The sequence below is a fragment of the Methylobacterium sp. genome (genome assembly GCF_019750675.1).
Lineage (GTDB): Bacteria > Pseudomonadota > Alphaproteobacteria > Rhizobiales > Beijerinckiaceae > Methylobacterium.
Genome location: NZ_JAIEOF010000037.1, coordinates 1 through 12,892, shown reverse-complemented (window position 1 = coordinate 12,892; position 12,892 = coordinate 1). Strand labels below are relative to the sequence as shown.

Annotated in this window: 11 protein-coding genes; 2 read left to right on the top strand and 9 right to left on the bottom strand. The window is 72.5% G+C overall.

What is annotated here, in order from left to right:
• Positions 1 to 229 precede the first annotated feature (229 nt).
• The 3 genes from K2X24_RS02015 to K2X24_RS02005 form a co-directional block, all read right to left on the bottom strand.
• The gene (locus tag K2X24_RS02015) at positions 230 to 1,708 is read right to left on the bottom strand and encodes a YdiU family protein (RefSeq protein ID WP_292494182.1); all 1,479 of its coding nucleotides are present in this window, start codon (positions 1,706 to 1,708) and stop codon (positions 230 to 232) included.
• A 121-nt stretch (positions 1,709 to 1,829) separates the two neighbouring features.
• Positions 1,830 to 2,204: a hypothetical protein gene (locus K2X24_RS02010; protein ID WP_292494181.1), complete on the bottom strand. Its 375-nt coding sequence runs from the start codon at positions 2,202 to 2,204 to the stop codon at positions 1,830 to 1,832.
• A 58-nt stretch (positions 2,205 to 2,262) separates the two neighbouring features.
• Positions 2,263 to 3,336, bottom strand: coding sequence for a phosphatase PAP2 family protein (locus K2X24_RS02005; protein WP_292494180.1), 1,074 nt, complete (start codon positions 3,334 to 3,336; stop codon positions 2,263 to 2,265).
• A gap of 110 nt (positions 3,337 to 3,446) precedes the next feature.
• On the opposite strand from K2X24_RS02005, the gene K2X24_RS02000 reads away from it, so the two are divergent.
• Positions 3,447 to 4,028: a transcriptional regulator gene (locus K2X24_RS02000; RefSeq protein WP_292494179.1), complete on the top strand. Its 582-nt coding sequence runs from the start codon at positions 3,447 to 3,449 to the stop codon at positions 4,026 to 4,028.
• Between the two features lie 274 nt (positions 4,029 to 4,302).
• Here K2X24_RS02000 and K2X24_RS01995 read toward each other — a convergent pair whose 3' ends face one another.
• The 5 genes from K2X24_RS01995 to K2X24_RS01975 form a co-directional block, all read right to left on the bottom strand.
• A complete protein-coding gene (locus tag K2X24_RS01995; RefSeq protein WP_292494178.1) occupies positions 4,303 to 4,965 on the bottom strand; it encodes a TetR/AcrR family transcriptional regulator in 663 nt (220 codons plus the stop codon).
• Between the two features lie 29 nt (positions 4,966 to 4,994).
• Positions 4,995 to 6,521 (bottom strand): FAD-dependent oxidoreductase, encoded by a 1,527-nt coding sequence (locus tag K2X24_RS01990; protein WP_292494177.1) that lies wholly within the window; start codon positions 6,519 to 6,521, stop codon positions 4,995 to 4,997.
• Positions 6,522 to 6,891: 370 nt separating this feature from the next.
• Complete coding sequence (locus K2X24_RS01985) at positions 6,892 to 9,360, bottom strand: branched-chain amino acid ABC transporter ATP-binding protein/permease (protein ID WP_292494176.1); 2,469 nt, start codon at positions 9,358 to 9,360, stop codon at positions 6,892 to 6,894.
• Between the two features lie 5 nt (positions 9,361 to 9,365).
• On the bottom strand, positions 9,366 to 10,235 hold the full coding sequence (locus K2X24_RS01980) for a branched-chain amino acid ABC transporter permease (protein ID WP_292494175.1): 870 nt from the start codon (positions 10,233 to 10,235) through the stop codon (positions 9,366 to 9,368).
• A gap of 13 nt (positions 10,236 to 10,248) precedes the next feature.
• A complete protein-coding gene (locus K2X24_RS01975; RefSeq protein ID WP_292494174.1) occupies positions 10,249 to 11,436 on the bottom strand; it encodes an ABC transporter substrate-binding protein in 1,188 nt (395 codons plus the stop codon).
• 193 nt (positions 11,437 to 11,629) lie between these two features.
• Here K2X24_RS01975 and K2X24_RS01970 point away from each other — a divergent pair, with 193 nt between their 5' ends.
• Positions 11,630 to 12,055: a nuclear transport factor 2 family protein gene (locus K2X24_RS01970; RefSeq protein WP_292494173.1), complete on the top strand. Its 426-nt coding sequence runs from the start codon at positions 11,630 to 11,632 to the stop codon at positions 12,053 to 12,055.
• Between the two features lie 7 nt (positions 12,056 to 12,062).
• Here the strand turns inward: K2X24_RS01970 and K2X24_RS01965 are convergent, their stop codons facing one another.
• Positions 12,063 to 12,776: a GntR family transcriptional regulator gene (locus K2X24_RS01965; protein ID WP_292494172.1), complete on the bottom strand. Its 714-nt coding sequence runs from the start codon at positions 12,774 to 12,776 to the stop codon at positions 12,063 to 12,065.
• Positions 12,777 to 12,892 lie beyond the last annotated feature (116 nt).

The window sequence follows — 12,892 nt, the reverse complement described above, 5'->3', positions numbered from 1 at the left end:
TCATCGGGGCACCTGTCCGCTTGGGCTAACGCACCAATGGAATACGGTATACCAGAGCGTTTGCAAGCCGCACCTGTGAGTCAGGCGGGCACTGTCGATCGCGCGCCCGGCCGGCTCGGCCCTCCCGGTGCCCGGTCGCTCCAGCGGTTCGGCCGGGCCTTTCCCCGATCCTGTCCGCCACGGTATCGCGCGTCTCCCTCGTCAGGCCGCCCGCGCCGGGTCTATGCCGTCAGGTGCCGCAGAAGGTCTGCAGCACCCGCTCGTGCGGCTGGGGTGGCTCGGCATAGGCCGCGAAGGCGGGCTGGTCGTCGTAAGGTCGGGCCAGAACCGTCACGAGTTCGTGGAAGGGCGCGAAGTCGTCGCGGGCGATCGCCGCCTGGATCACTGCCTCGACCCGGTGGTTGCGCGGGATGAAGGCCGGGTTGACCCGGTCCATCGCCGCCCGGCGCGCGGCCGGGTCCAGTGGCTCGGTGGCGAGCCGCGCCCGCCAGCGGGTCGCCCAGGCGTCGTAGAGCCCCGGGTCACCGAACAGCGCGCGCACCGCCGCGTCGCCCTCCGGGCCGAGGGCGGCCTGCCCGAGGCGCCGGAAAGTCAGGGTGAAGTCGGCGCCGCCGGCCTGCATCGCCTCCAGGAGGGCGCGCCCGAGCTCGCCGTCCGCGTCCTGGTCCGTCGTGAGGCCGAGCTTGGCCCGGAGGCCGCCGTAATAGGCCGCCTCGAACCGGGGGCCGAAGACGGCGAGGCCATCCTGCGCCACGGCGATGCCCGCCTCGGCCTCGTGCGCAAGCAGGGGCAGGAGCGCCTCGGCGAACCGGGTCAGGTTCCAGTGCAGGATGCCGGGCTGGTTGCCGTAGGCGTAGCGGCCGTACTCGTCGATGGCGCTGAACACGGCGGAGGGATCGTAGGCGTCGAGGAAGGCGCAGGGCCCGAAATCGATGGTCTCGCCGGAGACCGCGCAATTGTCGGTGTTCATCACCCCGTGGATGAAGCCCACGAGGAGCCAGCGCGCGACGAGGTCGGCCTGCCGCTCCACCACCCGGGTCAGCAAGGCGGCGTAGGGGTTCGGGGCCTCCGCCAGGTCCGGGTCGTGCCGGCCGATGACATGGTCGGCCAGCGCCCGGACGCCGTCCACGTCGCCCCGCATGGCGAAGTACTGGAAGGTGCCGACGCGGATATGGCTGGTGGCGACCCGGGTCAGGACGCCGCCGGGCAGCACCGTCTCGCGCATCACCGAATCCCCCGTGAGCACCGCCGCCAGGGCGCGAGTGCTTGGGATGCCGAGCGCCGTCATGGCCTCGCTGACGATGTATTCGCGCAGGACCGGTCCGAGGGCGGCACGGCCGTCGCCCCGCCGGGAGAACGGCGTCGGGCCCGACCCTTTCAACTGAATGTCGCGGCGCAGGCCGTCGCGGCCGACGACCTCGCCGAGGAGAATCGCCCGTCCGTCGCCGAGTTGGGGCACGCGGTTGCCGAACTGGTGGCCCGCATAGGCCATCGCCAGGGGCTCGGCGCCCTCCGGCACCCGGTTGCCCGCCAGCACGGCGACGCCCTCGGGACTCTCGAGCCAGGCGGCGTCGATCCCGAGTTCCGCGGCGAGGTCCCGGTTGACCCGGATCAGCCGCGGCGCCGCCACGGGCGTGGGATCGACCGACGCGAAGAAGTGCTCCGGCAGGCGGGCATAGGTGTTGGCGAAGGGGATGGCGGCTGTCATCGAGGGCTTGGGTCCCGTATGCGGCGCGGCGGGCGGCTCTGAGCACGAGGTGGGGTGCGGCGCCCGTCAAGGCAAATCATGTCAGCCCCGACAGCGCGCGCGGGACGGTCCCGTCCGGACCTCACGCCATCAGCGGTCGGCGTGCCGTCCCCGGGTCGGGTGGTGGCGGACGGCGCGACGGCGCCGCGACCGCGTCGTCCGGCGCGAAGCGGGCGCCGCGCAGCCCGGTGCCCTGGACGGCGTCGTAGGGGCCGCGCCCCGTGCGCGCCCGGTAGGCGGCGCCGGCGAAGTCGCCCGGGGTCGGCGGCGTGCCCGGCTGCGAGAAGCTGGTCTCCGGGCGATAGGCCGGCCCCCAGCCGATCTCGTCGTCGCCGGCCGGGTCCTTGCCGGGGAAGCCGGTGACGTAGCCCGTGCTCTGGGCGGCGGCCGGCAGCGGCAGGGCGCAGGCCCCTGCGCAGACCAGGGCCGCCGCGAATCGAAGGCTGGGACGGCGCATGTCGATCCTCTCCGGGATGGAACTCCGGGACGGGGCGCACGGACCGCGTCCCGCGCCCTCACCCCGGACAACGCGACCCGCACGGGGCGGGTTCGGGCCTGCGGCCCGATGGCCGGGCGCGGCGCCCCCGCAGGATCGCGTGCCCGCCGATGACCGCGACCGAGAGCACGAAGCCGGCGAGCAGGTCGGGCAGGTAATGCCCGCCGGCCCCGAGGGTCGCCACGATGACGACGGCGTTGAGGGCGATCGCCAGGGGGCCGAGGATCGGGATCGGCGCCAGCGCCCAGGCGGTCAGCACCGCGAGGCAGACATGGAAGGACGGGAACGTGACGAGGCCGCGGATGTCCTCCAGGGCCAGGACGCGCAGGGTGCCGGCGCGCAGGTGCTCCAGGGCATCGAGGTGCCAGAGGGCGCCCATGGTCTCGATCGATCCGTCCGGCACGGTGGCGAGGCCGTAATGCATGAAGGGCCCGGCCGCCGGCACCAGGGCGGCGACGAGAACGACTGCGAAGAGCAGCACCGCGAACATCCGCACATAGGCCCAGAGCCGGCCGACCCGGAGGGTCGCGCTGAGCGCGATCACCGTGAGGCCGACCTGTGGACCGCTGGTGTGGTAGGCGAGGGCCAGCCACCAGGCGAGGCGCGGATGCGCCCGGAGGGTCGCGAGGTAGCCCGGCCAGTCGAAGCCCAGCGCAGCCTCGGCCCGCGCCAGCCGCGCATCGGCCAGCGGCAGGGCCCAGGTCGCGGTGAGGTAGTGCAGCACCGCGAGCGGCACGGTCACGGCGACGAGGGCGGCGCTCGCCAGCGCCATCGCCCGCAGCTTCGGCTCGGACAGGACGGGGCCGAACAGGGTGGCGAGCGCGAGCAGCGCCGCCACCAGCGCCGCCGCCACGCCAAAGCCGAACGGCGCCAGGGCGATCCCGGCCCGGCGCAGCCACACCGCGTCGAGGACGGCCACCGCCAGGGCAAGGCCCCAGAGCGCCGGATGCGGCGCGGCCAGGGCGGCCGAGATCCGGCCGCTATGGAGGACGGGTCTTGCGGGGAGGAAGCGCGTGAGCGGGATGGGGACGGAATCGGCGAGCCAGCGGCGCGTCCCGCGCGCGGGCATCGAGATCGGTGTTGCGTCGCTCACCCGGGGTCCTTCGCGGTTCGTCGAAGCCGGAACTCGGCTTTGCGCCGGTTTGTTGCCCGGCATCGCTTCTTTTCCCGCCCCGAGCCGGCTTCCGCCCCGAGGGTCCGCCGTTGAGCCGCATCGCCTTCCTGGATTTCGAGGCGTCCTCGCTCGCCAAGACCGGCTACCCGATCGAGGTCGCGTGGGTGTTTCCCGAGGGCGGCTCGGAGAGCTTCCTCATCCGTCCGGCCCCGGGCTGGACCGACTGGGCGCCCGAGGCCGAGGCGGTGCACGGGCTCGCCCGGGAGCGCCTGGTGCGGGAGGGCGTCGCCCATGAATGGGTGGCGCTGCACATGCTGACAACCTTGCGCGACGTCGCCCTCTACGCCTCGGCCCCCTCCTGGGACGGGCAATGGTTGAGCCGGCTCCTGCGCGCGGCCGGCCTACCGCGCCACGCCCTGCGGCTGAAGGCGACGGCGGAGGCCCAGCGCCGCGCGGTCCTCGACGTGCTCGCGGCGGGCGGCCTCGCCCCGACGGCGCGCGACGCCCTGGCGGGCAAGCTCCTGGCCACGCTGCGTCAGGAAGCGCGGGACGATCCGGCCCCGGAGCATCGCGCCCTGTCGGATGCGCGTCGCGAATGCCGGCGCTGGGCCCGCGCCCGGGACCGCGCCGAGGCGCTGCTCCGAGAGGAGGCCGCCCGTGGGGTGGGATGAGGGGTATGACGGCGAAGGCCGACCGCGCCCTTGCGGTTCGCGGATGCGCACTGTGCCCAAGGCGAGGGAACTCGCCACATCGTGCGCTGGCCGCAGCCCCCGGATCCGCTCGGTTCGGCGGGTGATCGCGGAGGCAGTGGGCGAGACGGGCTGCTTCGTGACGGCGTTTCCCGACCGGGGCCGGTCGACCGGAGACCCTGAGTCCGGGGGTTGCGCCACCATCCGCTCTGCCGCGTCGACGGCCGCGGAGGGTGGTCACCTGACCTCGACCCGTTCATCGCGAAGCGGACGGATCGCTTCGGCGGGTATCGGACTTGACGGAGAGGCCCCGCAGGACGGTTTCGGCATGCTGGGTGGCCAGGGTGACGAGGTTCGGGGCATGGGGGCTGGCCGCGCCGAAGAGCTCGTGGAACAGCATGCCCGTCACCATCGGGCCGACGATGGAGAAGGCGTAGGCCGTCGGGTCGCCGGCGCGAACCTCTCCGCGAGCCTGGGCGTCGGCGATCAGCCCCGAGAGAAGCCCCAGGATCCGGGACACGACGTTGTCGTGCCAGATGCGAGCAAGGTCGGGGAATGCGCGGCTCTCGGCGATCACCATCCGGGCCAGGGCCGGGACACGGCCGTCGCCCATCCCCTCGGCCGCCCGTATCAGAAGGACGGGCACGAGTTCCGCGAGGGCCCCCCGAAAGGCCTGCGCCGCCTGCTCGATGGCCTGCAGGTTGGTGGCGACGACGTGCTGGACGACTGCGCGGAACAGGTCCTCCTTGGTGTCGAAGTAGCGGTACAGCGTCCCCTTCACGACACCGGCACGGGTGGCGACGTCGGACAGCTTCGCGGCCGCGAATCCATGCGCGATGAACACGTCCACGGCCGCCTCGATGATCTCCGCCGGACGGGCGTCCTTGCGCCGGTTCCACTTGGGCTTGGTTTCGGTCACGTCCGGTCCCGTCCCGTCGCTCGGCGGCCTCAGGCCGCCGGGGTGATGCCGCGCTCGGCAAAGTACCGCCCCAACGTGTCGGGCGATCCGTGCGGGTCGGCCAGGGCGACATAGGTGTCGGGGCGCAGCAGGTAGGCCGCATCCCGCGCCAGCCCCGCCTGCATGTGCTCGGGTCGCCACGCGAACTCGTGCAACGCGATGCCATGCCGTTCGCACCACGTCCGCAGGTCGAACTTGGCCGCGCCGTAGACGTGGACCTGCCAGCCGATGGCGGACAGCGAGCCGTAGTTGTCGCCGCCGTCGAAGCGCACGAACGGCAGGCGGTCGCCACCGCTCACCGAGCCCGCCTTGCCGGCGCTGAGCGGGCTGTCCTGGTACTCCAGCATCGTCTGCGAGACGACCCGGAACATGAACTCGCGCACCCGGTCGATGTCGTAGGCGACGCGCATGAACAGCGGCGCGATCCGGGTGCGCACGAAATTGGCGAACCCGCCCTCGGCGGTGGCGAAGGTGAACAACCGGTCGGTGGTCTGCACCAGCTTGCGCGCGAAGGCCTGGCGCTCGGGCTCGTAGCTGTCGAGCAGGCTGTCGGGGGCTTGGCCCTTCACCACGGCGGCGAGCTTCCAGGCGAGGTTGATGGCGTCGGCGATGCCGGTGTTCATGCCCTGGCCGCCGGCCGGGCTGTGCACGTGGGCGGCGTCGCCGAGGAGGAACACGTGCCCGCTGCGGAAGCGGTCGGTGACCCGGTGGTGGACCCGGTAGGTCGAGAACCAGTTCACCTTGCCCACCGTGAGGCCGAGGTTGTCGATGGCCTCGCGCCCGACGTCCTCGAAGGTCAGGGACTCGGCGCGGTCCGCCCGCTCGTCCCGCACCGTGCCGATCAGGCGGCTCTGGTTGTCGTGGCCGTAGGGCAGCACCATCACGAAGTCCGCGCTGTCGAGGGCGACGTGCGCCTCGCCGGCGGGTTCGAGGCCGCCGACCTCGACGTCGGCGACGTAGAAGACTTGGCGGTAGGTGCCGCCCTCGAATCCCGCGCCGATCCCGTGGCGGATCGGCGAGCGCGCCCCGTCGCAGCCGGCGAGGTAGCGCGCCTCGCAGACCTCCTCGCTCCCGTCGGGCCGCTTCAGGCGGGCGGAGACATGATCCGCATGATCTTCGAACGACACGAGCTCGGTCCGGCGTTCGACCGTGACGCCGAGCTTCTCCAGGCGCTCGATCAGGAGGCGCTCGTGCCGGTCCTGCGGGAACACCAGCAGGTAGGGGTACGGCGTGATGTCCTCGCCCGCATCGGCCAGCGAGACGCGCGCCTGGCGCTTGCCGCGCACCCACATGTTCATGGCCGGGTTCGGATTGCCCTTCGCCACCACATCGTCCGCCATGTCGAGCTGGCGGTAGAGTTCGAGCGTGCGGGCCTGCACCGCCATGGCGCGGGACGTCTCCCCGGGGCCAGCGCTCCTGTCGACGATGCAGATGCCGACCCCCTGCTTCGTCAGCCAAAGCGCTAGCGCCAAGCCGGTCGGTCCTGCTCCGACAATCAGAACGTCGGTCTTGCTCATGAATGGCTCCACTCTGCGCGGGCAGTCCGCCGGGGGACTGGCATCCGGTCGAAGCGATCTCCTGGGGGGCGGATCGCCCGTTTGGATCACTCGGTCGCGAGCAATCTAATGACCCCCGAGTCATTTATCAATAAAAATGACTTGGAGGTCACTAGGAGACGTGCGTGCTTCGCGATCGCTGGCGGTGGAATGCCCAACTGCGAAGAGCGCTCGGAAGCGGGCGTGCGGAACGTCCGCAAACGGCCGAAATCCGCCCCCGCCTCCATGGAAACGGACCGGAATTCGATCCGACAGCTCTGCCGCCAGGGTCATCGCAAACCGGCGCGCGAACACTGCGTCCGCGCTGCGCCGATGCGGATCGGTCACTTCGTCAGGCGGCCCCCAGATAGGCGGCCTCCAGGCCGGCATCGGCACTGAGTTCGGCGGCCGTCCCGGCGGTGACGACGCGGCCCTGCTCCAAAACGTAGCCGCGATCGGCCACCGTCAGGGCCAGGGCCGCCATCTGGTCGACGATCAGGATGGTGACGCCCTGGTCGCGCAGGTCCGCCACCACGGCGTAGAGGGCGTTGATCATCGCGGGCGCCAGGCCGAGGGAGGGCTCGTCGAGGAGGAGGATGCGGGGATGCGCCATCATCCCGCGGGCGATGGCCAGCATCTGCTGCTCGCCCCCCGAGAGCAGCCCGGCCCGGCTCGTCGCCCGGTCGCGCAGGCGCGGAAAGCGGGTGAGCAGCGCCTCGATCTCGGCCGGGTCGATCGGCGCCGCGCGGCCATGCGCCCCGAGGCGGATGTTCTCGATCACGGTGAGTTCGGGAAACACCTGCCGGCCCTCGGGCACCAGGGCGAGGCCGAGGCGGGCGATGGTGTGGGCGGGCAGGTGCGCGATGGCGCGGTCCTCCAGCACGATCGCGCCGGTGACGGGCCGGAGCAGGCCGGCGAGGGCCCGCATGGTCGTCGACTTGCCGGCGCCGTTGGCGCCGAGCAGCGCCACGGTCTCGCCGGGGCGGACCTCGATGGCGACGCGGTCGAGGACCGGGGCGGCGCCGTAGCCGGCGGTGAGACCCAGGGTGGAGAGCACCGCGTCGGCGGGCGGCGCCCAGGCGGCCGCACGGGGCCGGGCGGGCGTGTCGGCGCCGCCGAGATAGGCGCGGATCACCGCCGGGTCGCGGCGGATCGCGGCCGGGTTCCCGTGGGCGATCGGCCGCCCGGCATCCATCACCAGGATCGCGTCGGAGACGCCCATCACCAGGGGCATGTCGTGCTCCACCAGCACCACGGCGATGCCCTGCCCGGCGATCCGGCGCAGGAGACCGCCGAGCGCGTCGGTGTCGGCCCGGGTCAGGCCGGCGGCGGGCTCGTCGAGGAGGAGGATGCGCGGGCGTCCGGCCAGCGCCCGGGCGATCTCCACGAGGCGGCGGTCGACATGGGGCAGTTCCGCCGCCGGCCGGTCGAGGTCGCCGGCATAGCCGACGAACGCCAGCAAGGAAGCGGCGGCGGCGCGGTCCTGCCCGCCGGAGCGGCGCCGGAGGCGGCCGGGCTCGAACGCGAGGGCGACGTTGTCGAGGACGCTCAGCGAGCCGAACAGGCGCGTGGTCTGGTAGGTGCGGGCGATGCCGGCCCGGGCGATGACGTGGGCCGGGGCCCCGGCCAGGTCGCGGCCGCCGAGGCGGATCGCCCCGGCCTGCGGCCGGTAGAAGCCCGAGACCATGTTGAGCACGGTGGTCTTGCCGGCGCCGTTGGGCCCGATCAGGCTGGTCACCGCCCCGGCCTGCGCCGTGACCGAGACGCTCTCGGCCGCGCGGATGCCGCCGAAGCTGATGCCGATGCCCTCGACCACCAGGGCCTCGGCCCCGCGCTGCCCGATGAGCCGGGCGAAATCCATCGCCGGCGGCAGGGCGCCGGTCCGCGGCCGCGGCAGCAGCCGCGCCGCGCTGCCGACGATCCCCGAGGGCACCAGCCAGAGCACCACCAGGGTGGCGAGGCCGAAGAACAGCAGCCGGTACTCGGCGAGCCCGGCAAGCGTCTCGGGCAACAGCACGGTGACGAGGGCGCCGAAGAGCGGCCCGAGCACGGTGCCGGCGCCACCGACCACCACGGAGAGCACGAACAGGATCGACTGCGCGAAGGGAAACGAGCTCGGCGCGATGAACAGCATGAGCGGCGGCAGCACCGCCCCGGCGAGCCCCGTCAGCGCCGCCGAGATCGCGAAGGCCAGGGTCTTCACCCGCACCGGGTCGAATCCGAGGGAGGCAGCCGCCACGTCGGCGTCGCGCACCGCCCGCATCGCCCGGCCGAGGCGGCTGCGGGCGAGGCGGTGGAAGCCGTAGAGGCTGAGACCCGCGCCGAGGACCGCGAGGAAAGCCAGTTCGCGCTCCGCGAAGGGGAATCCGAACAGGCTCGGCCCGGCGGTGACCACGAGGCCGTTCTGGCCGCCGGTGAGCGACCCGCCCTCGATCAGGGCGTGCTCGACGATGAAGCCGAACGCGATGGTGACCATCGCGAGATAGGGGCCCTTCACCCGCATGGCCGGCACCGCGAGGCCGGCCCCGACGAGCCCGGAGACGAGGCCGGCGGCCGGCAGCGCGAGCCAGAAGCTCAGGCCGGCTCCGGTGAGGATCGCGCTCGCATAGGCGCCGATGGCGTAGAAGCCCGCATGCCCGAAGGAGATCAGCCCCGTCAGGCCGAGGAGGACGTTCAGCCCGGTCCCCGCCACGGTGGTCAGGGCCACCAGGGCGATGACGAAGTGGCTGTAGCCCCCCGTCAGCCCGACGAGACCGAGCCCCGCCAGGGTGAGGGCCAGGATCGTCAGCGGCATCGCGGCCGGAGCGCGCAAGCGGTGCATCGGGCTCAGACCTTGTTGATCGCGGCACGGCCGAGGAGCCCGTCGGGGCGCAGGGCCAGGGCCAGGATGATCACCGAGAACACCACGAGCTGGGTGTAAGTGGAGCCGAGGGTCGCGGTGACGCCGGCCTCGACGAGGCCGTAGAGGAGGCCCGCCAGCACCACGCCGGTGGCCGAGCCGATGCCGCCCAGGATCGCCACCGCGAAGGCCTTGATCCCGAACAGCGCCCCCATCTCGGCCGAGACCGAGAACAGCGGCGCGATGAGGAGGCCGGCGGCCCCGGCCAGCAGCGCCGAGAGCGCGAAGGCGCAGGCGACCGTGCGCCGGACGTCGATGCCCATCAGCCGCGCGGCGTCGGCGTTCTGCGCCACCGCCAGCAGCACCCGGCCGAGATCGGTGCGGCGGAACAGGGTCTGGATCGCCACCGCCACCGTGAGCCCGACCACCGGAATCAGGAGCTGGAGCGGGTAGATGCCGGTGCCGAGGATCTCCACCGGCGACACCGCCAGCGACGAGGGCAGGCTGCGCGGCTCCTTGCCGAAGGTGAACAGCATCGCGTTGTCGAGGACGATGCCGCCCGCCACGGTGGCGAGCAGCCACGCGTCCGAGCCCTTCTCGACGAAGGGCCGCACCAGCAGCCGCTCGACCGTGAGGCCGAGGAGGGCGCAGCCGAGGAGCGCTCCGGGGATCGCCACCGGCATCGGCCAGCCCAGCGTGACCCCGAGCGTATAGCCCAGCACCGCCCCGAGGGTGACGGCGCTGCCTTGCGCGAAGTTCACCGTGCCGGAGACCGCGTAGGTGATGTGGAAGCCGAGCGCCACGAGCCCGTACATGCTGCCGAGGCCGAGGCCGGTGATGAGTGTTCCCGTGAGCATCGGCCCGGCGCCTTCAGTTGGTGACGGCGACGATCTCGCCGTTCTGGAAGCGGGTGAAGACGTAGTCCTGCGGCCCGAGGGCGTCGTGCTGGCCCGGCGCGAAGGGCTTGTCGTAGGTCTTGATCAAGCCCGGATAGGCCGCGACCTTGTAGAAGCCGTCGCGCACCTCCGGTCCCTTGGTGGAGCCGGCGGCCTTGATCGCCAGGGCGAGCAGGTGGGTGGCGTCGTAGGCGTTGGCGATGCCCACCGCCGGGGTCACGTCGGCCATCGACTTGATCGCCGGGTACTTCTTCTTGAGGGCGTCGAGGACGGCGAGCGCCTTCGGGCTCGTGTTGCCCGCGAAGGTGAAGGTCTGGATGAAGTGGACCTTGGCCGCGCTCGGCCCGGCGAGCTCGTCGAAGCGCCCGCCGGCCGGGCCCCAGTGCGAGACCACCGGCACGCTCCAGCCCATCCGGTCGAGGGATTTGACCACCTGGGCCGAGGGCCCGACATTGCCGACGAGGAACAGGGTGTCGGCGCCGGCCTCCCGCAGGCGGGTGAGCTGGGGCACCATGTCGAGGTCGGCGGCCTCGTACTTCTCGATTCCCGCGGCGGGCAGGTTGGCGGCCTTCAGCGCCGCGGTCAGGCCCTGCTGGTTCGACTCGCCCCAGGCGTTGTTGACCAGGATCATCCCGGGCTTCTTCGCCCCGTGCGTCTTCACCGCGTAGGCCACCAGGGCCTCGTCGACCAGGGCGTCCACGGCCGAGACCCGGAAGGCGTAGTTGTCGGAGGCCCCGTTGCGGGTGATGCCGGTGCCGGCGGCCCAGGGTCCGAGGAACGGCACCTTCATCTGGTTGGCGATGGGCACCAGCGCCATCGAGACCGGCGTGTCGAGGCCGCCGACCAGCGCCACGACGCCGACCCGCTGGATCAGCTCGCGGGCGGCGAGCACGCCCTTGGACGGATTGGCCTCGTCGTCCCGCGCCACCAGCTCCAGGGGCCGCCCGAGCACGCCGCCGCCGGCGTTGATCTCGTCGATGGCGAGCCCGATGCCGCGGGAGATCGCCTCGCCCGACTTGGCCGACTGCCCGCTCAGCGCGGTGACGAGGCCGATCCGGATCGGATCCTCGGCCCGGGCGGCGCCCGCGAGGGGCAGGCCCAGGAGCAGGCAGGCGCCCAGGGCGAGGCGGCGGGTCAGGGGCGGCATCGGACGGCTGCGCATGGGGGTGTCTCCGGCGGGTGCTTCGCGACACAGGTCCGCAACCCCCGTGCCATTGGCTTCGGCCTTGCGTTTACTCACGAATTTTCGCGATGCCCCGGGATTCTGCCTCCGGAATCGTCAAAGTGCATACACTTGTTGCATGCACTTTGACGGCATTTGCGGCAGGGAGGGGCGTGTTCCCGGAGATACCGCCATGTCCGCGCATTCGACCGACACCACCGCCAGTGATACCGCCCGCGATGCCGCCAACGTCACCGCCTATCTCGAGGCCTCGATGGTGCCCGACCCCGAGCGGGCGGCGACCTACATGGCGCCGGGCATCACCATCGTGTTCACGGGCGGGCGCAGCTTCGGCCATCCCCGCGAGGTCACGGCCTTCAACGCCGGACGCTACGCCTGGGTGAAGAAGCGCATGGAGCGCCTCGACGTGGTGCCGGGCGATGGTGTCACCACGGTCTACAGCCTCGGCACGCTCTACGGCGCATGGCCGGACGGAACGCCCTTCGAGGGCAACCGCTACGTCGACCGGTTCACGGTGCGCGACGGCCTGATCGTGACCATGGAGGTCTGGAACGACAGCGCCGAGCGCATCCTCAGCCGGCACGGCCTGAACACCTGAGCGCCCGTCAGCCGCCTACGGGCTCGATATAGGGCGCGAGTAGGCGGCCGAGGTCGCGCTCCCGCGGCGGGCTCGCGACGATCCGGGCCCGCTCGGCCACCGCGTCGAGGTGGTGGTCCATCAGCGCCATGGCCCGCTCGGGATCGCCCGCGATCAGGGCGGCGACCAGGGCGCGGTGCTCGGCGACCCCGCATTCCGCCGAATGCGGCCGGCTGTAGAGCGAGAGCACCAGGGCGCAGCGGTAGCCGAGCTCGGCCACGTAGCGCTCCAGCACGGGGCTGCCGGTCATCTGCGCGAGCAGCAGGTGAAACTCGGTGGCGAGACGGATCGAGGCGCCGTCCGCTCCGCCCTGCGCCGCCTCCTCCCGGCCGATATGGGCGTCGAGCGTCGCCTGCTGGTCTGGCGTGAGACGCCCGGCGAGACGGGCGACCACGAGGCGCTCCAGGCTGATGCGCACGTCGAAGGTGTCGCGCGCCTCCGCCCAGCTCGGGGTCGCCACCACGGCGATGCGGTTGCGCCGCAATTCCACCAGCCCCTCCCCCGCCAGTTGCCCGAGGGCCTGGCGCGCGATGGTGCGGCTGACGCCGAAGCGCTCGCCCAGGGCATCCTCCGGCAGCCGGTCGCCGGGCATGATCGCCCGCTCGACGATCGCCCGGCGCAGGGAGCGGCAGATCGAACCCACCCGATCCCGGTTGTCCACCCGTGTCGCGTCGTCCCGCATGTCGTCCCGCTTCCTCCCGCGCGTCCCGACGGTTCGGAAAGCACGAGCGGGACCAGACGGGGTCCTGTGCCGCCGGCCGGGTTTCCGCAAGGTCCCGCACCCGGTCGGCGTGCGAC

Excerpts from the sequence above, each read along its gene's own strand:
- K2X24_RS02010 (WP_292494181.1), bottom strand. The coding sequence starts at position 2,204 with ATGCGCCGTCCCAGCCTTCGATTCGCGGCGGCCCTGGTCTGCGCAGGG.
- K2X24_RS01970 (WP_292494173.1), top strand. The coding sequence starts at position 11,630 with ATGTCCGCGCATTCGACCGACACCACCGCCAGTGATACCGCCCGCGAT.
- K2X24_RS01965 (WP_292494172.1), bottom strand. The coding sequence starts at position 12,776 with ATGCGGGACGACGCGACACGGGTGGACAACCGGGATCGGGTGGGTTCG.
- K2X24_RS01990 (WP_292494177.1), bottom strand. The coding sequence starts at position 6,521 with ATGAGCAAGACCGACGTTCTGATTGTCGGAGCAGGACCGACCGGCTTG.
- K2X24_RS02015 (WP_292494182.1), bottom strand. The coding sequence starts at position 1,708 with ATGACAGCCGCCATCCCCTTCGCCAACACCTATGCCCGCCTGCCGGAG.
- K2X24_RS01975 (WP_292494174.1), bottom strand. The coding sequence starts at position 11,436 with ATGCGCAGCCGTCCGATGCCGCCCCTGACCCGCCGCCTCGCCCTGGGC.
- K2X24_RS01980 (WP_292494175.1), bottom strand. The coding sequence starts at position 10,235 with ATGCTCACGGGAACACTCATCACCGGCCTCGGCCTCGGCAGCATGTAC.
- K2X24_RS01985 (WP_292494176.1), bottom strand. The coding sequence starts at position 9,360 with ATGCACCGCTTGCGCGCTCCGGCCGCGATGCCGCTGACGATCCTGGCC.